The following is a 22,937-nucleotide window of genomic DNA, read 5'->3' on the forward strand; positions in this document are numbered from 1 at the left end:
ACTAGTATACTAGTACTTGCTTCCTATCATAACAAGTATTCACCGCAATTAATCGCATAATAAAAGAGAACCGTCGCAAACTAATGCAACAGTTCTCTTTTGCTTCTATTTTAATGATTTTCGCCGTCCATATTCGAGCAAGCAACCGATAACAATTCCGACCACCATAAATGGCAGCCAGCTAAAACCTAGCTGGTAAAGCGGGAAGAAACGATCGGCAAAGGAAATCAGTGCCTGGCTAATGCCGGTATCCCGTAACACTGGCGGGAAATTGTTTACCATATCAAAGAGGGCTGGGATCACTGTAATCCAGGTAGCACACCGGTAGATTGCCGGTGACCCCTTAAACAGGGGCGAGCAAATGCCGAGGAGGATTAGCACGATCGCTAACGGGTAGAGGAACATCAAAACTGGCTTTGACCAGGTAACAATCTGATCTAGGCCGATGTTAGCAACGATAAACGACAATAAGCAACTTCCCCGCAAAAAGGCCTTGTAAGAAATCTGGGGAAAGCGGTAATGGAAGTCCTGGGCGAAGGCAACTACTAGCCCCATCGCCGTTGTCATGCAAGTAATCGTCGTCAGCGTCAGCAACAAGGCATTCCCGAAGTCACCCATGTAGTAATGGGCAATCTGATTAAGGGTCGTCCCGCCATTTTCAGCAATCTTAAAGTGATGGCGGCTCATCGTTCCTAACCAGATCAAGCCGATATATAAGACCCCGATACCTAAGATCCCGATCAAGCCCCCCTTGGTCGTCGCCAGTGAAACAGACTGCTGGCTTTGATAGCCCATCTGCCGGACGGCCGTAATAATCGTCACCCCAAAGACAAGGGCCGCCAGTGCATCAATCGTGTTATAACCCTGGATAAAGCCGTTACTAAAAGCGTGGGCCAGGTACTCAGGGGTCGGTTGTGGCGTCGATGTAGCCCCTAACGGGTGGATAAACGCCAGCAAGAAGATGACAAATAGCATCACGAGAAAGATCGGGTTGAGGACCTTCCCGATGATTTCCGTAATCTTCCCTTCACGGGTCGCGCAATAATACACCACAAGAAAGAACAGGCCGGTGTAGATCAAGAGCCCCCACCCCTGGATCTGCGGCTTTAGGTAGGGGGCAATCCCAATCGTGTAGGGAACAGTCGCCGTCCGGGGCGTCGCGCATAACGGCCCGATAACGATCTGCACCAGCATTAAAAAGATCAGGGCGAACCGTTTACCATTCGGCAAGGCTAACTCATATAGCCCGTTAGCGTGGGTAATGCTAATCGCTAAGAGCGCAAATAGGGGTAAGAAAACCCCCGATAAGAGAAAGCCCCCCGTCGCCGCTAGCCAATGACTCCCTGCTAGCTGTCCCAGGTGCACGGGAAAGATCAAGTTCCCAGCCCCAAATAACATCCCAAAAATCAGCGAGCCGATTATTAAGTAGTTCTTACCCGCTGCTTTGATTGCATTCATCGTTAATCATTCACTCCTCTTTTACTTATTCTCATTCAATTGACGTTTTATTTTACCATGTGAAAAGTGCGGTAGAAAAGGACTTCCCGCAAAGATTTTAAAAGAAAAGAAGCCGAGGAATACCTCGACTTCTTCATCATTTATTAAGTGTTTAATTAGCAATCAGTAAGATTACTTAAGACCCTTCCAAGTCCAGTTAGTAACTTCTGGTAAGTCCTTACCTTCTGAACGGATGTAGTGGTTGTGCTTGTTGATCATGTTGTCCATCTTGGCAACAAAAGCAGCAGCCTTTTGTTCGTAACCAGGAACGTTTTGGATAGCGTCCTTAGCTAAGTGGAAGCGGTCAAGCTTGTTCAATACACGCATGTCAAATGGTGTAGTGATGTCACCATTTTCTTCGTATGAGTGAACGTGAAGGTTGTGGTTTGCACGTTCGAAGAACAATGCTTGGATCATGTCACGGAATCCGTGCCATGCGAAGATAACTGGCTTGTCAGTAGTGAAGTATTGGTTGAATTCAGCATCAGTCAAGCCTTCAGGGTTCTTGTCAGTCTTCATTAACTTCATGATTTCGATGATGTTGATGAAACGAATCTTCAATTCAGGGAAGTTGTCATGAAGGATGTCGATAGCGGCAAGAGCTTCTTCAGTAGGTTCAGTACCAGCTGAAGCAAATACAACGTCTGGTTCGCTACCTTGGTCAGTAGAAGCCCAGTCGATGTAACCAAGACCGTTGTCAACTAATTCAGTAGCTTCGTCAATGGAGAACCATTGTGCACGTGGGTGCTTGGAAGTTACGAAGATGTTGATGCATTCTTGGTCGTTGAATGCCTTGTTAGATACAGCCATCAATGAGTTAGTATCTGCTGGTAAGTATTCCTTAACAAGGTCAGCACGTTCCTTTTCGAACATGTGAGTTAACAGACCAGGATCTTGGTGAGTGTAACCGTTGTGGTCTTGTTGGAATACCGTTGAAGTATCAACGAAGTTCAATGCTGGGTATTGCTTACGCCAGTAGAGGTCCTTAGCCTTCCGTAACCACTTCAAGTGTTGAGTCAACATGGAGTCAACAACACGACCGAATGCTTCGTAAGTAGCGAAGAATCCGTGACGACCAGTAAGAGTGTAACCTTCAAGGAAACCTTCAGCTTGGTGTTCTGAAAGTTGTGAGTCGATCATCCGACCTTGAGGTGCCATGTTTTCGTCGTTTGGTTCGTGAATGTCTTCCATCCATTGACGCTTGTCGTTGTCAAGGAATGCGTAGAGACGGTTTGACTTAGATTCGTCAGGACCGAAACCACGGAAGTTGTCTGGGTTCAATTCAGCCATCTTGCTGAGGTACTTACCCCATTCAAGCATGTCTTGCTTTACAACTGAACCTGGAGTTTGGATGTCAACAGCGAAGTCACGGTAGTTAGGCAATACTAATGGCTTAGGATCAATCCCACCGTTAGTGATTGGGTTCATTGCCATCCGCTTGTTACCTTCTGGTGTGTTTTGTTCAACTAAGGCAACTGGGTGACCGTTTTCGTCGAACAATTCTTCAGGCTTGTATGACTTCAACCAGTTAACAAGCATGTCCTTGTGTTCCATATCATCTTGTGATACCGGAATAGGAATTTGGTGTGCACGGAATGAGTTTTCGATTGGGTTACCATCGAGATCCTTCTTAGGACCAGTCCAACCCTTAGGTGCACGGAAGATAATCATTGGCCATTGTGGTAATGAGTTATCGTTGTTTTCACGAGCGTTCTTTTGGATAGCCTTGATTTCTTCGATAACAGTATCAAGAGTCTTAGCCATTTCTTCGTGAACTTCCATGTGGTCCTTGTAACCATCAAATTCACCTTCGCGGTCAGCTTCCTTGTAAGCTGATACGAAGTAAGGCTTCCAGCCCATTCCTTCGAAGTACTTAGTAAGTTCTTCGTCGCTCATCCGTGAAAGGATAGTAGGGTTAGAAATCTTGAACCCGTTAACTTGGATGATTGGTAATACCGCACCATCCTTGATTGGGTTGATGAACTTGTCTGAGAACCATGAAGCGGCCAATGGGCCAGTTTCAGCTTCACCGTCACCGATTTCAACAGCAGCGATAACATCTGGGTTATCTAAGATGGCACCAACACCGTGTGAAAGTGAGTAACCAAGTTCCCCACCTTCGTGGATTGAACCTGGAGTTTCAGGTGCGGCGTGTGATGCAGTACCGCCTGGGAATGAGAAGTGCTTGAACAACTTAGCCATTCCGTTTTCGTCTTGTGTGTATTCAGGGTAAATTTCGGTGTATGAACCGTCCAAGTATGAGTTGTTAACCATAACTTGGCCACCGTGACCTGAACCTTCAATGTAGAACATGTCAAGGTCGTACTTCTTAATTACACGGTTTAAGTGTGCGTAAATGAAGTTTTGAGGAACGATTGTACCCCAGTGACCGATTGGCTTAGGCTTAACGTCTTTTGCTTGTAATGGTTGACGTAACAGTGGGTCGCTCATTAAGAATAAAGTACCAACTGAAAGGTAGTTAGCTGCGCGCCAGTAAGCGTCAACACTTTCCAAGTATTGCTTGGAATCGTAATCTACTGCCATCTAATAAACACTCCTTCTAAAGTAAATCAATACGTCCTGTGCTTTCTAACAACATAACGTAAATCATTAAATTTACACTCTTAATAATAAACTGTTTTTGTCAAAAGTCAACCTTTTAAAAAATTGATACGGTCCAATTACGGAAATTTAATAATTTTAATCTCTCCTTTAAACTTTCACGACGCAGGTAATTACTGCTAGACCGCGCAATAGGCAAATTTGAAACTGACGCTTTACTGACGTTGTATACTACAAAATAAATAACTTTTAATTTTAGAAAGGGGCAATATTTTGCAGCAAGCTAATGATCTTCACAGTGCAGACATCGGTGACTTTGAAAAAACAATGGCAGTTTCTACTGTCATGATCCAGTCCGTAATCACCTTTTTAATGGCGACAAAGCCCGGTGTCGGCCAACAATTTTTTCTCGGGGGAATCTACGAGGCAATTAAGTTCAGTGCCTCCGCTTTTATCTTCGGAATTCTTTTTTCGACAATCAGAACCCACCCCCAAGCGACCCTAAAGGACTACCCCCGCTTCATGAAGAACCGCTGGCACGTCCTCTTCATCCCCTCGATTTGGTGGACGCTTATTTACCTATTGTTTTTGCCCCAGCTGCAACAGCACGGCACCTTTCACAACTGGCAAGGATTTTGCTGGCAGTTTATCAGTGGAAACGCCGCACCCCACCTCTGGTACAACGTGATGATGCTCCAATTTATCATCCTGATGCCCCTCTTCTGGTGGCTGGCCCGCTTTGTTCATCGGCAGCCGCGCCGGGGGACGGTGATTTTTACCATTATGTTACTAGGTGAACTTGCCTGGCACTACCTTTATGAATTACGTGTTTTCCATGGGCCAGACGCAAAAAGTTGGTACCTGATCGACCGGTTCTTCCTTAGTTTCTTAATCTTCGCTGTTGGTGGCACCTTGCTATGGCAATTCTACGAGAAGGTGACGCCCTGGTTGATGAAGCACTGGTTCACCCAGGTCATCGGCTGGCTAGCCCTCTTTTACTTTGTGACGGTCAACTTTTTCAGCTACGGTTACCCGGTTAAGCTCAGTAATGCCCCGTACTATCTACCGTCAATGATTTTCTATAACTTGAGTACCATTTTTCTGATCGCCACCTTTGCCCTGTACATGCAGCACTTCCGCAACCAGTGGCTTCCCCTTATTCACTGGGTCGCACTGTATGCGCACCGGGCTTACCTTGGCCACGTTTTTTGGCTCTACTGGGTCAATCGCGCCCTTAACCGCCTTGCCCCGCAGCTGGGAATCGGCATTAAGCTTCCCCTGCTGGCAGTGTTAACAATCGGCCTTGCCTTTGCCGGCGCCTATTTTATCCACCGTGCTTGGTCAGCTATAAAAGTGCTACTGCATATCGGGCAGCTCACTAACGGATGATTTTATATTCCATAGCGAATAAAAAGTGGATTTTTGCGTTTTTGTATTTTATAGAAAACAAAAATCATATTTTAGGGATTTTATATTCTATAGCGAACAAAAAACGAGCGGGATTACCGCTCGTTTTTTTTATCCCTCCTGATCTAAACTCACGAAGGTGCTGTATTTCATGTATTGATAGTGGATCCGCATATTTGACACTTCAAAGGGTGTTCCATCATCTAAGAAGAAGACCCCTTCCATAATGCCAACCGGCTCCGTTGGTGTCAGCTTCAACAAGCGCTGGTCATCCTCACTCGATGGGGCAACCCCAATTGTCATGAAGGATTTGGTGACCCGCTTACCCTGTGCATCTTCTAAATAATTGAAGATCGAACTTTGCACAACCGCTGGCGTCAATGTTGGTGTAATCTTAATAGGGATAAAACCCGTCTCAATCATAAAGGGCTGGTCATCAATCAACCGTAGCCGCTTGATCTGGTAGACAAAGTCGTTGTCATTTAAGAATAATTCTTCTTGAACATCCTTATTTGCCGGCACTACCTGGTAGTCAAGCAGCTTAATTCCTTGCTTCTTCCCGTCAAGCTGGAAACTGTCGGTTACCCCTAAGTTGCTTCCTTCATAATGAAAAAGTGACTGGTTCTTTAGGTAAAGCGGGTTGATGAATGTCCCGGACCCTCTCTTCTTAAAGATGATCCCCTGTTGAGCAAGCACCCCCAATGCCCGCTTGATCGAGCTCCGACTTACTTGGTAGCTCTCGCTTAGGCTTCGCTCATCAGGTAAGCGCATCCCCGGATATTCATTATCCAAAATCTTATGTTTTATATCCCGCATCACAGAGCGATATACTAAGTCTGCCATTTAACTAACTCCTCGGATTTTACTAATTCGATTTTTAATGTACACTTTTAGTATAGCAGACCTATTTTAAATTGGGACCATTTTGTCAAAAATTGGTGCGTCCCAGATGAAAAATAAGGAGTGTTTAAAGATTATGAGTAAGAAAAATAAAAAAAGTAAATTGAAGAAAACCCAGGTTGAGCAAATCCTCGACAAAAATAAGGTAGCTTACGAACAATTTGAATTTCCGACCCACCAAGACGGCGATGTCCGTTCACTGACCGTTGACCATTCCGGAATTGATGAACACATCATCTATAAGACCCTCGTCCTTTCCGGAAACACTACCGGCCCCCTCGTCGGGGTAATCCCGATTGACACCCACCTGGACGAAAAGAAGCTCGCCAAGGTTTCTGGCAATAAGAAGGTTAACATGGTCCCCCTCAAGAACCTCTTGAAGACTACCGGATACGTCCACGGGGCCAACACCCCAGTCGGGATCTACGAAAAGTTCCAGTACCCAATCTTTATTGATAATGTTGCCAAGGAGCAGGGGGAAATCTATGTCTCCTCAGGCAAGATTGGCCGCTCAGTAAAGCTCAACGCCGAAGACCTCGCCAACCTGGTTCACGCAACCTTTGCGGACCTGGAACAAAAGTAAGTTTTCCGTGATTGACCCTCCTGGGATAGAAGGATAAACTTAATTATGATGCTTAATATTAGGTGCTTAGAAAGGTTCTGAAAATTGATGAAGAAGAATTTATCTGCATGTACAACTGTCCTGGTCGGCCGCGACGCTACCATCGACGGTTCCACAATGGCCGCACGGAATGATGACACGTTTGGCCCATTAAATCCCCAACGGTTCGTCACTTACCCGGCCTACCATAACCACCCCAACCAGGTTAAGGCATACTTAAACAAGTGTGTCATTGACCGGCCGGCTGACGGTTACCGTTACCAGGGAACGCCAAATGTTGACTACAAAAAAGAAGGAACATATGACGAAAGTGGTTTTAACGAAAAGAACGTCGGCATGAGTGCCACGGAGAGTGTCTACGCTAACGAACGCGTCCTCGCCTGCGACCCATTGAATACGGAAAGTGGGATCAACGAAGACCTAATCGTTGCGGCCGTGTTGCCATTCATCGACAGTGCCAAAGATGGGGTCGCCTACCTTGGTAAACTCGTTGCAAAGTATGGCTCTGCCGAAGGAAACGGGGTTATCTTTAGCGATAAAAATGATGTCTGGTACATGGAAATTGTAACGGGTCACCACTGGGTCGCCCAGCGGATTCCGGACGATGCCTATGCCGTTACCGGTAACCGGATTGCCATCCAACAAGTTGACTTTGCTGACTCGGCTAACTTTATGTGGTCAGACGGAATTCAAGAATTTGTTGCGCAAAACCACCTCAACCCCGATAAGCATGGCTGGGACTTCCGCCATATTTTCGGGACAGCAAATGTCTTTGACCAGCACTACAATACACCGCGGCAATGGTACGGTCACCGGGTACTCAACCCCAGCATCGACCTCGATCCGCTTGACTTTGACCTGCCATTCGTAATGCGGACCAACCACAAGATTACCCTTGAAGATGTCGAGCAGATCCTCAGCAGCCACTACCAGGGAACGCCTTATGATCCGCTGGGCCATGAAGGGACCGAACACCAAAAGCAGCTCTTTAGGCCAATCTCATTGAACCGGACGCAGAACTCACACGTGCTCCAGGTCCGTAACGACTTACCCGAAGCAGCCTCAACAATTATGTGGATGAGCTTCGGGGTCCCAACCTTTACCCCTTACCTACCATTCTTCGGTAATGCGGAGGATATTGACATTAGCTACCGGGAAACACCGGAAAAGCTCAACATGGACCTTAAGAGTGCCTACTGGATGTACCGGACCTTGTCCATGCTCGTCGAATCACACCACGCCGAGTTTGCCCAGGAAGACCTGGACTACTTAAAGGACGCCCGGGAGTACTTCTACAAGTGGGTAAACCAAGTTGCCTCCCAAGTTGACGGGATGAAGCCTGCCGAAGTTAGTGCCTTCCTTAGCAAGGAAACCCACCAGATGGTCGCTGAAATGGCCAAGCGGACAAAAGAATTGATGGCCCAACTAGTAATGCACGGTCTTGAACTTTCGAAGTTGACCTTCAAGATTGACAAAAATCTTTAATTAAATTTTTATAAAACGAGTGAACCGCAATGATGGCCTAAATCATTGCGGTTCTTTTTAACTACCATATGTTGTATCTTCTGCCAATTAGCATTACTATATATTGTATTATTTTATTTAAGGAGTCATCACCAATGCAAAGAATCACATTAAGCAAGCAATTTATTGCCGCCGCGACTAAGACAATCACCCCGCACTGGGGCCCACTTGGCTGGGTTACTTACAAGCGGACCTACGCACGCTGGATTGCTGCTGAAGACCGGACTGAAGAATGGGCAGAGACCGTCCAACGGGTAATCGAAGGTAATATCAACCTCGACCCCCGACTGACAAAAGAGCCATCACCAGCGGTAATCAATGAACTTACCACCGAAGCCCAAGAATTATTCAAGCTGATTTACGGCCTTGGCGCCACTCCTTCTGGCCGAAACCTCTGGATCTCCGGAACTGACTACCAGCACCGGACCGGTGACTCATTGAATAACTGCTGGTTCATCGCCATCCGGCCGCAAAAGTATGGGGTCAGCCACATTCAACCCCGCTACCTTACCCAAGACCAAGTAGCAGTATCAATGCCCTTCGCCTTCCTCTTTGATGAACTGATGAAGGGTGGCGGTGTCGGCTTCTCAGTCACTGACGACAACGTTCAGCAGATCCCAGCAGTTGATAACGAAATCAAGCTTGACGTGGTCATTGATAAAGCTAGTGCTTCATATGAGGAATCCCTTGAAGCCGGAGCAATTGATTGCGCTAAGGTTAGTTCCGACTTACAAGCAGATGAAAGCTACTACAAGCTCCCCGACACCCGTGAAGGCTGGGTGCTTGCCGTTGCCCAACTGATCGACCTCCACTTCAACAGTACCAACCAGCACGGGATTAAGCACCTAATCCTTGATATGTCAGACATTCGACCACGGGGAACCAAGATCCACGGTTTCGGGGGGACTGCCTCTGGTCCAATGCCGCTAATTGAGATGCTTTACGATATCAACAACATCCTCAACGAACAAGTAGCAAATAAGCTATCCGCCGTTGACTGTACCGACATCTGCAACCTTATCGGGAAGGCAGTCGTCGCGGGAAATGTCCGCCGCTCCGCTGAACTAGCCCTCGGCTCTGGTGATAATGATGACTTTATCACGATGAAACAGGACCAAGAAAAACTTCAGCACCACCGCTGGGCTTCAAACAACAGTATCAGCATTGATAACGACTTTAACCAGTACCAAGAAGTAGCCGACTCAATCCAGCATAACGGGGAACCAGGGATCGTTGACCTTAACGTTTCGAAAAACTACGGGCGGATCGCTGACGGTTACCAGGCCGGAATCGATAGTGACGTCGAAGGTACTAACCCTTGTGGTGAGATTTCCCTGGCTAACGGGGAACCATGTAACCTCTTCGAAATTTTCCCCCTTGTTGCGGAAAAACAGGGCTGGGACCTCAAGGAAGCCTTCCGTCTCGGCACCCGGTTCACCAAGCGGGTAACCTTTAGTCACTACGACTGGGAAGTTTCGCGGAAGATGATTCAAAAGAACCGGCGGATTGGGATTTCAATGTCAGGAATTCAAGATTGGATTTTGAGTAACTTCGGCAACCGGGTAGTTACCGGCTTTACCAAGAACGATGACGGGACAATGGAACCCGTCTACGACCAACGCGTGGTAAACCGCGTTAACGACCTCTACCAGGCGGTAATTGATGCTGATAAGGAATATTCTAAGGAATTAGATTGCAACTTATCGGTTAAGCACACGACCGTCAAGCCATCCGGAACGGTGGCTAAGCTTGCTGGGGTTTCTGAAGGAATGCACTTCCACTACGCCGGCTACCTCATCCAACGGATTCGTTTCCAGGACACTGACCCCCTGCTTGATGCCCTGAAGCAATGCGGCTACCGGATGGAACCGGACATCTACACCAAGCACACCACCTGTGTCGAGTTCCCGGTTAAGGCAGCCAACGCCGATAGTGACCAATTTGCTTCTGCTGGTTCAATTTCAATCGCCGAACAATTCGCGACCCAGGCCTTCTTACAAAAGTACTGGTCAGACAATGCGGTTAGTTGTACCATCACCTTCCAGGATAAGGAAGCAGACCAAATCCCAACACTGTTGAAACAATACCGGTCAAAGATCAAGTCAACTTCCCTTCTCCCTTACTACGGTGGTGCTCTCCAACAAGCACCGAAGGAACCAATTGATAAGCAAACCTACGAGAAGCGACAAGCAATGATTTCTGATGATGTGATGAAGGTCTTTGCGGCCCAGCAAGAACAAGATAAGGCCCTCGACCTCGTTGACCAATCGGACTGTGCCGGTGGTGCTTGTCCAATTCGGTAAGATTGTTAATATTCAAAAAAGAGAGGCCGGGAAAAAACTAAATTCCTCAAGCCTCTAAATATGAAAATCCGAACCATGATTTTTGTTTTGACAAAAATTGTGGTTCGGATTTTTACTTGTTTCTTTAAAATTGCCGGATAATTGGTAATCATTTTGCCTAACTTGGTTAAATTCATGGCCATTAAGACCAATCCAATATCGTTTTCCACTGTCTGTTGGCCGCGAAGGTGGGTTCGGCGTACGCCAAAATCCCTCTTCATGCGACCAAAAACAGGTTCAACGTCGAACTTGCGTCGACGATAAATTGCTTGTCCTTCGTCACTAGAGAGGGTTTCTTTGACTTGTGCTTTAAAATAGTTCCAAGTAGGATTGACCTGGATGTAACGCAAACGACCACTAGGAGTCTTCGCTAGTTGATCTAACTCTGCCGATAATTGATGTTTATCAGCACGGTAAAGTTTAAGATCACGCGTAAAACCGTACCGATCGGTTCGTTGACTGTAACGAGCAAAACCAAAACGCACGCCTAAATGGTCTATATAATAGTCATCTTTAGCGTTGTACTGCCAATTTTGTGGCTTAGTTGAATCATTTTTGAACTTGCGCTTCTGTTCTTTCTGGTAAGTTGTATAAGGAATAATTGGTTGTTTTTCAAATTGATCAATAATCGTCGTGTAATTGTACTCACTTCCGTAGCCAGCGTCAGCTACAATGTGTTCAAAGAAATTTAAACAATGGAATTGCTTGAGGAAGGGAACTAATGTCCTTGTATCGGTTGGATTACTAAACAAGGCATAATCAAGGACAAATTGATTATGAGTGGCAATCTGAAGGTTATAGCCGGGCTTTAGTTCGCGGTTTTTCATTGAATCTTCTTTCATACACATGAAAGTCGCATCGTGATCAGTTTTAGAGAAACTATTACGGCCCTGAAAGACTGTCTCAGCTTCCTCATATTTTTTTGCCCGCGGGACCATATCTTGCTTAAGTTTTCGATGTAGTTTTTTTAAGAAACGACGTCGTTGTTTCTTAACTGAACCACCCTTGATCACTTTCGGTTCTTTTTTTATTTCTTCGTTGAGCTGCCCAATCTGTTTTTCTAATTGATCAGTCATCGTTTCCAAGCCTTCTGATGATTCAATGAGTTCTGGTTTCATTGCCTGAATAACCTTTTTCTCGATCAATTCATCATACATTGCGTTTATGTCTTGCTTTAACTTAGCATGATATTTCTCAACTGATTTCCGCCAAGTAAAGGAATACTTATTAGCGTCTGCTTGAACCTTAGTTCCATCAATAAACAAAGCATCTTTTTTGACCAAGCCATGATCAGTTAGGGACATCGTGAAGTAAACAAACGCACGCTTGATCAAGTTAGCAGCGTGTTGACTACTTCTGAAGTTATTGATGGTATGGTAACTATAGGTATGATCGCGAGCTAACCACCGCATTGGTAAGTTTTCGACCAGCATAGTTTCAATCTTGCGTCCCGAATATGTTTGACGAGCATAGGCAAATAATAAAATTTTCAGCATAATTGCCGGATGTGAAAGTGGGCGACCGGTAGTCGCCACTTTTTCTGATAATAAAACTTCCGCCGGGATCGAGTCGACAAAGGCATCGATCAACCGAACTAAATGCGTTTTAGGGACGTTAAAATCAAAGTTTAATACGAATTCAGTTTGTCCTGTGATATAATTTTGATACATGAAAATCATTCCTTTATTTTTGTTTTGTGGTAATTACATAATATCAGGAACGATTTTCTGTGTATACACAAAGCCGGACGATGAACCAAAAAATGGCTCATCGTCCGGCTTTTAGTTTTAGACTAGGACTTTTTTCCCAGCCTCTCAGTTTTATCTCCGAATATTACATAGTAATCGCGGGAAAAAAGCGAGCCCCTCAAGGGTAACTACGGACAAACGTCGGCCCGTACCGTGCCAACGTCCGTCCTAGGTTACCCCACCGGGGCTCCGAGAAGCTTTTTTCCCAGCTTAGTTTAAGCAGTTGTTGAGAACTGGCTGTTGTACAATGCGGCGTAGAAGCCTTGCTTGTCCATCAGCGTCTCATGATTACCGGTTTCGATAATCTTCCCGTGGTTAACAACCACAATCTGGTCTGCCTTGCGAATCGTCGACAAGCGGTGAGCGACGACAAAACTAGTCCGTTCTTGCTGTAAGGCGTTCATCGCATCTTGAATCAAGACTTCCGTCCGGGTATCAACCGAACTCGTCGCCTCATCAAGGATTAGGATTTCAGGATTAGCAAGGAATGCCCGGGCAATCGTCAGTAATTGGCGTTGCCCTTGTGAAATGTTGGAAGCCGTCTCGTCCAAAACGGTTTGGTAACCATTGGGTAACTCCCGAATAAAGGCATCCGCCCGCGCCATTTTAGCCGCATGGTATACTTCTTCGTCAGTTGCATCTTCATTCCCGTACTTAATATTGTCAAAGATTGTTCCGGTAAATAGCCAGGTGTCTTGCAGGACGATTGCGATATGTTCCCGCAATTCTTCCCGGGTCATTGACCGAATGTCGTGGCCATCGAGGTAAATCTGACCGCCTTGTGGGTCGTAAAACCGTTCAAGCAAGTTGATGATCGTGGTCTTTCCGGCACCAGTCGGGCCAACGATCGCCACCATCTTGTTCTTCGGCGCGCGCAAGTTGAAGTCCTGGATCAGCGGTTCATCGGTATAACTAAACTGGATGTCTTTGAATTCAACCTTCGGCAGGTCATCCCCTGTTACCGCTGGCAGATCAACCACTTCACTATCCATTTCTGGTTCGTCAAGCACTGCGAAGATCCGCTCTGCTGAGGCGATTGTCTGTTGGATGGTATTACTGAGGTTCGCAATCTGCGCAATTGGCTGGGAGAACTGGTTGGTATATTGTAAGAACGCCTGCACATTACCAAGCGTAATCTGACCATGGATAACCTGAATGGCCCCGACCACTGCCACCGCAAGATAGCTTAAGTTTCGAATGAACACCATCATCGGCATCATCAAGCTGGAGAGGAACTGGGCCTTCCAAGCCGACTGATAATAGCGGTGGTTACGCTTATCAAATTCTTCTTCCTCGTCCTCTTCCTTATTAAAGGTCCGGACAATCGTATGGGCCGCATAGGTTTCTTCAACCTGGTCGTTGATCTTCCCTAGGGCAGCTTGCTGCTTAGCGAATAGCCGTTGGGACGCCGGCGCAACAAAGGAAACTACTAAGATACTTAATGGAATTGTAACCAGGGCGATGATCGTTAATTTCCAACTAATCGTCAGCATCAAGATCAATACCCCGACAAGGGTCAGGGTGCTGGTAATGATTTGGATCAGACTCTGCTGGAGAGTTCCGGCAATGTTATCCATGTCGTTGACCATCCGGCTCATGATGTCCCCGTTGTTGTGGGTATCGTAGTACTTAACCGGCACCCGCCGCATCTTCTCTTCAAAGTCCTGGCGAAGGTTATAGACCACTCGCTGGGAGACCCGGGTCATGATTTGCAGTTGGAGAAAACTAAACAGCCCGGAGAAAAGGTAGAGCAGCGTGACCGCAATTCCGATATGCCAAATGCGGGTAAAGTCAATTGGCAGCCTTGTCAGGTGCGCGCCCGCCTTCATCTGGGCATACCCCTTCATGATGCCATCGTAAATGATGGTCGTCGCTTCCCCCAGGATCTTCGGGGCAAGGATCGTAAGGATTACCGAGACAATTGCCAATATGATTGAAATGATTACCCCTGCTCGCCAGGGCCGCAGGTAGGCAATCAACCGCTTTGTCGTCGGCCAAAAGTGCTGGGCTTTTTCTGGATTTCGTGGACCCCTATGCACGTTCAACATCTCCCTTCTCAACTTGTGAACGGATAATTTGCTGGTAGGTTTTGTTATTTTCCTTCAGCTCTTGGTGGCTACCCTGGCCAACGACCCGTCCTTCATCTAGAACGATGATCTGGTCAGCATCAACAACCGTCGAGATCCGCTGGGCAACAATTACCGTTACCGCTTGCTGGATCTGGGGGTCACTAGCAAGCGCCTTCCGTAACTTCGCATCGGTTTCAAAGTCCAGTGCGGAGAAGGAGTCATCAAAAATATAAATTGCGGCTGGCTTAATGATTGTCCGGGCAATCGCTAGCCGCTGCCGTTGACCACCAGAGAAGTTGCTCCCATTTTGCTCAACGACCGCGTCAAGGCCGCCCGCTTCCTTAACAAAGTCAGCTGACTGGGCAATTTCTAGGGCATGCCACATCTCATCATCGGTCGCGTGTTCGTTCCCAAATTGTAAGTTTGAACGAATGGTCCCGCTAAAGAGCACCGCCTGCTGCTGGGTAATTGAAATGACCTGGTGGAGGTCGTGCTGGCTAAGCTTTTCAATTGGTGCGCCATTTACCTTGATCTCACCACTTTCAATGTCAAATAACCGCGGGATCAAGTTGACAAGGGCCGACTTCCCAGAACCGGTTCCCCCGATGATTGCTAATGTCTGACCAGCAGTCACTTTAAAGTTAAGATCCTGTAAAGCAAGCCGTTCCGCCCCATTGAAGCGGAAGTCGACATCCTTAAATTCTAGTGATGCCGGGTGGTTAGCTGCGATCTGAATTTGCTCATCGGCCGGTGCATCATGAATGCTGATTGGCTGGTCTAAGACTGCATTGACCCGGGCTGCCGATGCAGAGGCACGGGGCACGAAGACAAAGATCATCGAGAGCATCATGAAGCTGATCATAATCTGGGTAGCGTAGGTCATAAAGGCAATCAGGTCCCCCACTTGCATCGTCATGTCTGCGATAAGGTTCCCCCCGATTAAGATAATCGCCACGTTCGTTACCCCAAGAATGAGCGTAACAACCGGAAACATGGTTGAAACAATCGTGAATACCTTAATTCCCGTTTGGGTATAGTCTTCATTGGCCGCCTTGAATCGCTTCTGTTCACGGTCGTCCTGGCGGAAAGCACGGATTACCCGTACCCCGGTTAGGCCTTCCCTAAAGATCAGGTTGATCCGGTCGGTCTTTTTCTGAATGCTCTTGAATAGCGGGACGGCAAAGTACATTACCGCCATTACCACGATTGCTAAGACGGGCAAACTGATAAAGAAGATCTTGGTCAGTTTGGGTTCCCGGGTGTAGGCCAAGACACTCGCCGCAATCAGCATGATTGGTGATTGGAGCATCATCCGGAGCATCTGGACCATCACATTTTGAATTTGCACAATGTCGTTGGTCGACCGGGTAATCAGTGACGAATCACCAAATTGATCGACTTCCCGGTTAGAAAATTTCAATACCCGGTGGAAGATCTGCCCACGGAGTTTTTCCCCAACGCCCATTGCCTGGGTGGCAGCGAAGTAAACATTCCCCCCGGCGGCGATTAACCCGATCACCGCAACAATCGTCATCTTGATCCCATTGTTCCAGATAACTCCCATGTTCTTAGCGACGATCCCCTTATTAACTAGGTCGGCCGTCACGGTCGGCAAGTAGAGGTCACATGACACCTGAATTAGTAAGAATACCAAGGCGGCGAGGGTTGCCCACCAGACAAGATTCTTTCGTGCAATGCGAATCATTCTTTCTTCATCCCCTTTTGTTTTGTGTGTAACTCAATGTATTTATCAAATTGCCCCCGTAATTTATCAAGGGTCGCGATGAACTGGTCGACTTCTTCGTCTGACAGCGGCTCGGTCACAAAGCGTTGAAAATCCTGGTGGTAGTTGATATTTTTCTCCAGTTGCTCCCGCCCGCGCTCGCTCAACCGAACGTAAATCATCCGCCGGTCATTTTTATCCCGCTCGCGGATAATCAACTGGTCTTTTTCCATCTTCTCCAGCACCTGCGTCAGTGAGCCAGGCTGCACCTGGGCGAGCTTGGCCAGTTGGTTTTGGTAGACGTAATCATTTTTCCCTAATAGGTAGAGGATCTTTCCCCGCCCCGCAAACGAGCTGTGCGCCTGGTGAGCTTGAACAATCCGCTTGTGAACACCATTAGAAAAAGAAAAAAGATCTTTTAATAATTTTTCCCGATTTGTCACATTCCCGCTTCCTTTCTTTTTAGTTTGGTACCTAACGAATATCATAATACGCTTTATTGTGATAAATGCAAATTTTAAGTAAGTAGTAAATCTTCCGGTAGCGCTTTACTTACTTGTTATTTCTGATATAAAATACGGGGTATAGTCGCAACCTGGCGATGAAGATATAACACTACTGGCAATCAAGAAAGAGGCAGGTAAATATGACTGATATTAATATTGATAAGGATGTCGTTACAAAGATTGTTAAGCAAGTCCTCGCTGAAACTGACGCACAGACGCCAGCAGATGGTAAGAAAAAAATCTTTGCCTTCAGTATTCGGCAAGATGAGGAGCCATATGTTAAGGAATGGGCTAACCACCATCCGAGTGTTGACGTTGAATATACAAGCGAGTTACTGACTCCTGAGACGGCCAAGCTGGCAAAGGGAGCAGATGGGGTGGTCGTTTACCAACAGCTCGACTACACCGCCGATACCCTCCAAGCCCTCGCGGATGAAGGGATTACCAAGATGTCGTTGCGGAATGTGGGGGTCGATAACATCGACATGGCAAAGGCAAAGGAACTTGGCTTTGAAATTACTAACGTTCCCGTGTACTCACCAAATGCCATCGCTGAACACGCGGCAATTCAAACAGCACGTGTTCTTCGGCAAACCAAGGTACTCGACGAAAAGATTGCCAGCGGTGACCTTCGCTGGGCACCAACCATCGGGCGTGAAGTCCGTGACCAAACGGTTGGTGTTGTTGGGACTGGTCATATCGGCCAGGTCTACATGCAGATCATGGAAGGGTTTGGGGCAAAGGTTATTGCCTACGACCCATTTGAAAATCCAGAGTTAAAGGCGAAGGGATATTATGTTGACAGCCTTGATGATCTTTACGCCCAAGCAGACGTCATATCACTCCACGTCCCAGCTACCAAGGAAAACTTCCACATGATCAACAATGAAACAATCGCAAAGATGAAAGACGATGTTGTCATTGTTAACTGTTCACGGGGGGCATTGGTCGACACCGATGCCGTTGTTGCTGGACTTGACAGTGGCAAGATCTTTGGTTTCGTCATGGATACTTACGAAGACGAAGTTGGGATCTTCAATGCTGATTGGCGGGGCAAAGAATTCCCTGACAAGCGGCTAAAGGACTTAATCGACCGGCCAAACGTCTTGGTAACGCCGCACACGGCATTCTACACTACCCATGCCGTTCGGAACATGGTTATTAAGGCCTTTGATAACAACTACAAGATGATTACCGGCCAGGCAGCGGATACTCCGGTTAAGGTCGGCTAACTTAACTAACCAAATACAAAAGAAAAGGAGCTTAACTAGCATTTTAGCGGTTAAGCTCCTTTTTATTAGTATCGATAAAACTGTGACAGCACAGCAAGTGCGCCTTCTATTATTCCATGTTGCTGTGTTCCTTTGCTGCCGCCTCGTTTGACGTATGGTCCCGTCGACTAAGTTTTAGGCATAATACGTCTAAGGTGATGTGGACAGTTTGGTCAAAGAGGGTGCTGAGAAGTTGAATCGACTTAACCCCATCCCCTGCCTTCGTTGCGCCGGGAACGATAATTGTTTCGTCGGCTAACCTCCCCAGCGTTGAATTTTCATTACTGGTTATCCCAACTAAGGTCACCCCGTTATCCTTCGCCTTTGCAGCTAGTTCAACAATGCTCTTGGTATTGCCCGAACCAGAAACCGCAACGAGGACATCACCTTTTTGAACAGAAGGAGTGATGGTTTCACCAATGACATATGGTGTATAACCAATATGCATCAACCGCATCGCAAATGCCCGTGCCATCAGTCCTGACCGGCCTGCACCAAGGACAAACACCCGCTTTCCCTTAGTAATCAATGGTGCAACATTATCTAACTGTTGTTCATCGACTAATCCTAATACTTCATCAATTTCATTTCGTACTTGCTCTACAAGTGTCATTATTTAACCACCTTCATAAACTCTTCTGCTGCTGCGACAGGATCTGCCGCCTTCATTATCTTGCTACCGACAATCACTGTTTCCACTAACCCTTGCTTCTTCAGTGCTGCCGCCTGGTGAAGGTCAATTCCACCCGCGACATTAATGCGCCTAATATTAGGAAAGACGGCATGAAACTTTGCTACAGAATCAGTTGCATTAAAGTTTTCCTGACTGTCCTTTGCATGGTGGAGGCCATAGATTGCGTTAGGAAAACTAGTAATCTGTTGCAACTTTGCATCACTAACCTCCATCAAATCGATGAACATCTGACGGTGCCACTTTTCTGCAACGTCATAAGTGGTCGTCAAGGTGCCCATCGCAGCCGCCCCCATTACGGTTAAGATATCAGCACCAACTTCATAGCCCTTTTCAAATTCATATTGCCCTTCGTCAATTGTCTTTGTGTCAAGAAGTAACTCTGCGTGGTGCAAGCCAAGTTTTTCCTTAGCTAACGCATAGCAACCATAGTCCTTCACTAACGAGGTACCCATCTCAATAATATCAACAAATGGATCTAGCTGCTTTGCAATCTGTTTGGCATCGTCAAGGTCAACCCGATCAATTGCTACTTGCAATTTCATTAGTCTTCAGTGACCCCTTCCTTAGCATAAAACTCCTTCAACCCTGCAGGAGTTGGGTAACCATCATTATCACCCGGCGTTTGAATTTGCAGCGCACCGACAGCATTACCACGCATTACCGCAGCCTTCATCTTCTTCCCTTCCAGGAGGGCAGTAATTACTCCCAAGGCAAATCCATCGCCAGCCCCAACAGTATCAACAATGTCCTGGGCATCAACATGGAAGCCTTTAACCAGGTACTTATCACCATCACTCGTTTTGACAAAGGCCCCTTTCGAACCAACCTTGACGATTACCGTCTTGGTCCGCTCACCTTGCAAGTAAAAGTCAGCAATTTCTTCTGGATCATCAGACCCCATTAAGATCTTTCCTTCTGCCACACCAGGCATCACAATGTCAGCATAGCCGGCCAATTCATTTTCCGTTTTAACCATGTACTCATGACTCTTCCAGGTATCACGCAAGTTCGGATCAAAAGTTGTTAAGATATTGTTTTCGTTTAGGCGTTTGAAAAGTGTCCGGAAGGTTTCCTCGGCCGTATCAGAAATACTCGGGAAGATTCCTGACATGTGGGCAATTTTAACGTCGGTCAGGTCGACGTCGTTAATAATCTCCTTTGTCAAATGACAAGCCGCGGAATTTTTCCGGTAGTTAAAGGTTTGTGGGTCACCAGTTGTTACCCGTTGCTTGATTTGGTGACCAGTCCAGTAATCAGGATCATAGGAAACATAATCGGTACCGACGCGGTGCTCAGCGATGGTCTTTTTAACAAATTCCCCAAACGGATCTTCGCCCACACGAGAAATGTACTGCGCAGAATGTCCCAAGCGGGTTACACCAATTGCAACATTTAACTCTGCGCCACCCATAATTTTATGCCATTCTAACGCATCCGCTAATGATACATCCGGTTCTTTTGATGCAAAGGTAACTAATGGTTCACCAATTGTAATAAATTCACTCATAATAAATAACCTCACTTTTAACCAAAGAAATGATAGACAAGTAACTCGTTAATAATACAAACAATCCACATCACGGGAATTCCTAGTCGAAGAAAATCACGTGATTCGACCTTCATGTACTCTAACCCCCACACATTCCACGACTGCGTAATGTCAGTAGAGACCGCAAACAAGGTCGCGGTATACATTAACGGAAGCATGAAGGCATCACTGAAGAGTCCCGTTCCAGCTAAGACCGCGGCGGTTGCTGCCCCAGCGCCCCAGATGTGAAATGGTCCCCGAAATAGGGCTAATGGCGATAAAATTCCCACTGCCAAACAGAGAACGAGGGTACTGTGCGGGAGAATCGCTGCAATCATCGGCCGGAAACGCTCCGCATCAATTGACGCCGCCCCGCTGAACATCGTTAATGCCATCAAGAACATAATTAAACCCGCGATATCACTAATGGATTGTTTAATCGTACTGTTCATGAAGTCCATCGCCTTTTTGTAGTTCTTAAATTGACCAGTCAGCAGCATTGCAACTAACGTCCCTAACACAAGGGCCGGAATTGCGTCCCACTTAAATGCCATGTTCATAATCACCGGAATCAGGGGAACCAAGAAGGCAATTGCTGGCACTTTTTTTACATCATCCGCGTTATCAGTTGCCCCAATAATTGCTAGATTTTCATCTGCGTGGGACGGATCAATCTTCTTGCGATGGATAAACAAGAAAATCATTACGGCAAGCATCTGCACGGCCAGGGCGCAAATCCCAAATTGGAGGTAACGGCCACCATAAACCGACTTGGGGAAGAACGCCTTAACCTGGTTATACAAAACCACGTTAAGATACATTGCTGCACCGATGGACAATGTAAAGATCGAGAGGGCTAAATCACGTGGCAGCCCAACAGACAAAAGGATTGGCAATAGGATCACACCAATCGCAATTGCCGAGCCGACCCCGTAGGCGCTGACAAAAATCAAACAAGTTACCAGGGCAACGAGGACTGCGGCAATCAGTGGTCGCTTTTTCCCAACCTTGTTCGTTGCCGCGGAAATACCAACGGCAATCCCGCTATCGACTAAAACCCGACCAAACCAAGAACCAAAGGCAATATAGATAATGGTTGGCCCATAGTTTAACGCCGGTTCAGCAAATACCTTCTTAATGGCAACATCAAACGGCACCATCCCAATGATTGACCACAGAATCGCCATTACGAAAAAGCCGACCATTAAGTTACCGCCCCTAAATATGTAGTAAATGAAGCCGATAAAAGTAAATAGTAATAGTATTGCAATAATCGTTGAAGACACTTTATCTCACCTTACTTTTCTAAACCATCCCTTACTGGGCACCTTCAAATAATTTAATTTGCGCCGCCACTTGCTGGTCATCTGCCATTGGGTATTCCAGCGCAAATTGCACGTCCTTTGGCAAGTAACTCACCACAATCTGCCAGTTGAACATCCCCTTACTAAGGTCATCGGTGGTCGTCATCTTCCCTGCCGGATCAAGCATCGAGTTTTTAAGGTGGATATAGTCACAAAATGGTGCTAATTGCTTAGCCGCCGTAATTGCATCAAAGCCAGTAAACGCCCAGTTACCAAGGTCGTAAACGTAACCGATGCTGTTAAAACCACTTTGCCGCGCAGCAGTCAAAAAAGCAGCGATCGCATCTGGGGTCCCGGAAGTCGGTGTCTGGTCATTTTCCACATTCAACTTAATTTCTGCCAATGGTAGCTTCCCAAGATCTGTTTTAAGGTCACCGCGGTACTTCTCAAAGTGACCAGTATTGAACTTAATCTTGCTAATCCCTAGCTTTTTTCCTTCAGCAAAGTATTGTTCAAGCCGTGGATTAATCGTCCCGTCTTCTTCAAACAGGACATCTGGCACACTGTAATTCACAATTAAGCCCGCTTCTTGTGCCCGCTTAGCAACAGCTGGTAGTTCAGTTGTAAAGTCGTTAAAGTATTCACGCCGCACCTCAATTCCCACAGCCCCTAATTGTTGAACACGGTCGACTAGTTCTACTTGGCTGGTGCCGTTTTGAACATCCTTCTCAAAAATCCAGGTATTTAAAATTAATGTCATGATAATCTCCTCCGTTTAATACTTATTCAGCTCACTGACCCGTTTCAATAATTCATCAAAAGACATGTCCTTAAACTTTTTCGTGTCTTCACTAGTAAAGTTCGTCCTTTCAATCGAATTAAAATCATCGACCAAGTAATAAGCAGTTAAGTAACTCAGTAAAAACTTCTTCGCCGCCATCGTTAATTCCGCATCGCGATAATTTTCTCGCACGGCAACTTGCGCAAATCGCATCGCAAATTCCTGTCCATCAATAAGAGTTCGTTCTTCCATCTGTCTACCTCACACGTTTTGATATCGTTTTCATGAAGTAGTGTAACCTGTTAACCAGATAAAAGCAAGCGTATTTTTAGTTGGAATTCTCTTTATTTAAATGATGGTTAACCCGTTAACCCAATAATCACAACGCTTTCAAAGGTTAACCCGTTACATAAAATATTTTTATTTATTTCAGATTCAATCAGTTGCTAGCATCATTAA

The 22,937-nt window shown here is 46.3% G+C and carries 18 protein-coding genes; 5 read left to right on the top strand and 13 right to left on the bottom strand.

Annotated elements, in window-relative coordinates; genetic code table 11:
- Positions 1–105: 105 nt before the first annotated feature.
- Complete coding sequence (gene brnQ, locus CZ502_RS04085; RefSeq protein WP_076459824.1) at positions 106–1,458, bottom strand: branched-chain amino acid transport system II carrier protein; 1,353 nt, start codon at positions 1,456–1,458, stop codon at positions 106–108.
- Positions 1,459–1,629: 171 nt separating this feature from the next.
- Entirely contained in the window at positions 1,630–4,041 is a 2,412-nt protein-coding gene (locus CZ502_RS04090; protein ID WP_076459825.1) for a phosphoketolase family protein, read from the bottom strand.
- Positions 4,042–4,332: 291 nt separating this feature from the next.
- Between CZ502_RS04090 and CZ502_RS04095 the strand changes: the two genes are divergently transcribed.
- Positions 4,333–5,448 (top strand): acyltransferase family protein, encoded by a 1,116-nt coding sequence (locus CZ502_RS04095; protein ID WP_076459826.1) that lies wholly within the window; start codon positions 4,333–4,335, stop codon positions 5,446–5,448.
- Positions 5,449–5,577: 129 nt separating this feature from the next.
- Here the strand turns inward: CZ502_RS04095 and CZ502_RS04100 are convergent, their stop codons facing one another.
- Positions 5,578–6,309, bottom strand: a complete 732-nt coding sequence (locus CZ502_RS04100; protein WP_076459827.1) for a GntR family transcriptional regulator — start codon at positions 6,307–6,309, stop codon at positions 5,578–5,580.
- Between the two features lie 133 nt (positions 6,310–6,442).
- On the opposite strand from CZ502_RS04100, the gene ybaK reads away from it, so the two are divergent.
- The 3 genes from ybaK to nrdJ all read left to right on the top strand — a co-directional run bounded on the left by ybaK (position 6,443) and on the right by nrdJ (position 10,815).
- Positions 6,443–6,949: a Cys-tRNA(Pro) deacylase gene (gene ybaK, locus CZ502_RS04105; RefSeq protein ID WP_076459828.1), complete on the top strand. Its 507-nt coding sequence runs from the start codon at positions 6,443–6,445 to the stop codon at positions 6,947–6,949.
- Positions 6,950–7,036: 87 nt separating this feature from the next.
- Entirely contained in the window at positions 7,037–8,473 is a 1,437-nt protein-coding gene (locus CZ502_RS04110; RefSeq protein ID WP_076459829.1) for a C69 family dipeptidase, read from the top strand.
- Between the two features lie 134 nt (positions 8,474–8,607).
- The gene (nrdJ, locus tag CZ502_RS04115; RefSeq protein WP_076459830.1) at positions 8,608–10,815 is read left to right on the top strand and encodes a ribonucleoside-triphosphate reductase, adenosylcobalamin-dependent; all 2,208 of its coding nucleotides are present in this window, start codon (positions 8,608–8,610) and stop codon (positions 10,813–10,815) included.
- A 5-nt stretch (positions 10,816–10,820) separates the two neighbouring features.
- Here the strand turns inward: nrdJ and CZ502_RS04120 are convergent, their stop codons facing one another.
- The 4 genes from CZ502_RS04120 to CZ502_RS04135 all read right to left on the bottom strand — a co-directional run bounded on the left by CZ502_RS04120 (position 10,821) and on the right by CZ502_RS04135 (position 16,837).
- Positions 10,821–12,524 carry an IS1182 family transposase gene (locus CZ502_RS04120; RefSeq protein ID WP_076459831.1) on the bottom strand — a complete coding sequence of 568 codons (1,704 nt, stop codon included), beginning with the start codon at positions 12,522–12,524 and terminating at the stop codon, positions 10,821–10,823.
- 293 nt (positions 12,525–12,817) lie between these two features.
- The gene (locus tag CZ502_RS04125; RefSeq protein ID WP_076459832.1) at positions 12,818–14,650 is read right to left on the bottom strand and encodes an ABC transporter ATP-binding protein; all 1,833 of its coding nucleotides are present in this window, start codon (positions 14,648–14,650) and stop codon (positions 12,818–12,820) included.
- Entirely contained in the window at positions 14,634–16,376 is a 1,743-nt protein-coding gene (locus CZ502_RS04130; protein WP_076459833.1) for an ABC transporter ATP-binding protein, read from the bottom strand. The genes CZ502_RS04125 and CZ502_RS04130 overlap by 17 nt, the downstream gene beginning before the upstream one ends.
- Positions 16,373–16,837, bottom strand: coding sequence for a MarR family winged helix-turn-helix transcriptional regulator (locus CZ502_RS04135; RefSeq protein ID WP_234982446.1), 465 nt, complete (start codon positions 16,835–16,837; stop codon positions 16,373–16,375). Before CZ502_RS04135 ends, CZ502_RS04130 begins: the two co-directional genes overlap by 4 nt.
- Positions 16,838–17,040: 203 nt before the next feature.
- On the opposite strand from CZ502_RS04135, the gene CZ502_RS04140 reads away from it, so the two are divergent.
- Positions 17,041–18,132, top strand: coding sequence for a D-2-hydroxyacid dehydrogenase (locus tag CZ502_RS04140; protein ID WP_083673320.1), 1,092 nt, complete (start codon positions 17,041–17,043; stop codon positions 18,130–18,132).
- A gap of 109 nt (positions 18,133–18,241) precedes the next feature.
- Here CZ502_RS04140 and hxlB read toward each other — a convergent pair whose 3' ends face one another.
- From hxlB to CZ502_RS04170, 6 genes are read right to left on the bottom strand one after another with little or no spacing between them, the layout of a single operon-like run.
- A complete protein-coding gene (gene hxlB / locus CZ502_RS04145; protein ID WP_076459835.1) occupies positions 18,242–18,784 on the bottom strand; it encodes a 6-phospho-3-hexuloisomerase in 543 nt (180 codons plus the stop codon).
- Entirely contained in the window at positions 18,784–19,407 is a 624-nt protein-coding gene (locus CZ502_RS04150) for an orotidine 5'-phosphate decarboxylase / HUMPS family protein (protein WP_076459836.1), read from the bottom strand. The genes hxlB and CZ502_RS04150 overlap by 1 nt, the downstream gene beginning before the upstream one ends.
- Complete coding sequence (locus CZ502_RS04155; RefSeq protein WP_076459837.1) at positions 19,407–20,372, bottom strand: sugar kinase; 966 nt, start codon at positions 20,370–20,372, stop codon at positions 19,407–19,409. The genes CZ502_RS04150 and CZ502_RS04155 overlap by 1 nt, the downstream gene beginning before the upstream one ends.
- 17 nt (positions 20,373–20,389) lie before the next feature.
- On the bottom strand, positions 20,390–21,679 hold the full coding sequence (locus CZ502_RS04160) for a gluconate:proton symporter (protein ID WP_076459838.1): 1,290 nt from the start codon (positions 21,677–21,679) through the stop codon (positions 20,390–20,392).
- Between the two features lie 31 nt (positions 21,680–21,710).
- Positions 21,711–22,457: a sugar phosphate isomerase/epimerase family protein gene (locus tag CZ502_RS04165; protein ID WP_076459839.1), complete on the bottom strand. Its 747-nt coding sequence runs from the start codon at positions 22,455–22,457 to the stop codon at positions 21,711–21,713.
- A gap of 15 nt (positions 22,458–22,472) precedes the next feature.
- Positions 22,473–22,730 (bottom strand): hypothetical protein, encoded by a 258-nt coding sequence (locus CZ502_RS04170; RefSeq protein ID WP_076459840.1) that lies wholly within the window; start codon positions 22,728–22,730, stop codon positions 22,473–22,475.
- Positions 22,731–22,937: the final 207 nt, after the last annotated feature.

This window comes from Limosilactobacillus caccae (assembly GCF_900156885.1).
Taxonomy (GTDB): Bacteria; Bacillota; Bacilli; order Lactobacillales; family Lactobacillaceae; genus Limosilactobacillus; species Limosilactobacillus caccae.

What these genes read in the sequence shown, in the direction of transcription:
- brnQ (WP_076459824.1), bottom strand. Translation starts at nt 1,458, where the DNA reads ATGAATGCAATCAAAGCAGCGGGTAAGAACTACTTAATAATCGGCTCG.
- CZ502_RS04090 (WP_076459825.1), bottom strand. Translation starts at nt 4,041, where the DNA reads ATGGCAGTAGATTACGATTCCAAGCAATACTTGGAAAGTGTTGACGCT.
- CZ502_RS04100 (WP_076459827.1), bottom strand. Translation starts at nt 6,309, where the DNA reads ATGGCAGACTTAGTATATCGCTCTGTGATGCGGGATATAAAACATAAG.
- ybaK (WP_076459828.1), top strand. Translation starts at nt 6,443, where the DNA reads ATGAGTAAGAAAAATAAAAAAAGTAAATTGAAGAAAACCCAGGTTGAG.
- CZ502_RS04110 (WP_076459829.1), top strand. Translation starts at nt 7,037, where the DNA reads ATGAAGAAGAATTTATCTGCATGTACAACTGTCCTGGTCGGCCGCGAC.
- nrdJ (WP_076459830.1), top strand. Translation starts at nt 8,608, where the DNA reads ATGCAAAGAATCACATTAAGCAAGCAATTTATTGCCGCCGCGACTAAG.
- CZ502_RS04120 (WP_076459831.1), bottom strand. Translation starts at nt 12,524, where the DNA reads ATGTATCAAAATTATATCACAGGACAAACTGAATTCGTATTAAACTTT.
- CZ502_RS04125 (WP_076459832.1), bottom strand. Translation starts at nt 14,650, where the DNA reads ATGTTGAACGTGCATAGGGGTCCACGAAATCCAGAAAAAGCCCAGCAC.
- CZ502_RS04130 (WP_076459833.1), bottom strand. Translation starts at nt 16,376, where the DNA reads ATGATTCGCATTGCACGAAAGAATCTTGTCTGGTGGGCAACCCTCGCC.
- CZ502_RS04140 (WP_083673320.1), top strand. Translation starts at nt 17,041, where the DNA reads ATGACTGATATTAATATTGATAAGGATGTCGTTACAAAGATTGTTAAG.
- hxlB (WP_076459835.1), bottom strand. Translation starts at nt 18,784, where the DNA reads ATGACACTTGTAGAGCAAGTACGAAATGAAATTGATGAAGTATTAGGA.
- CZ502_RS04150 (WP_076459836.1), bottom strand. Translation starts at nt 19,407, where the DNA reads ATGAAATTGCAAGTAGCAATTGATCGGGTTGACCTTGACGATGCCAAA.
- CZ502_RS04155 (WP_076459837.1), bottom strand. Translation starts at nt 20,372, where the DNA reads ATGAGTGAATTTATTACAATTGGTGAACCATTAGTTACCTTTGCATCA.
- CZ502_RS04165 (WP_076459839.1), bottom strand. Translation starts at nt 22,457, where the DNA reads ATGACATTAATTTTAAATACCTGGATTTTTGAGAAGGATGTTCAAAAC.
- CZ502_RS04170 (WP_076459840.1), bottom strand. Translation starts at nt 22,730, where the DNA reads ATGGAAGAACGAACTCTTATTGATGGACAGGAATTTGCGATGCGATTT.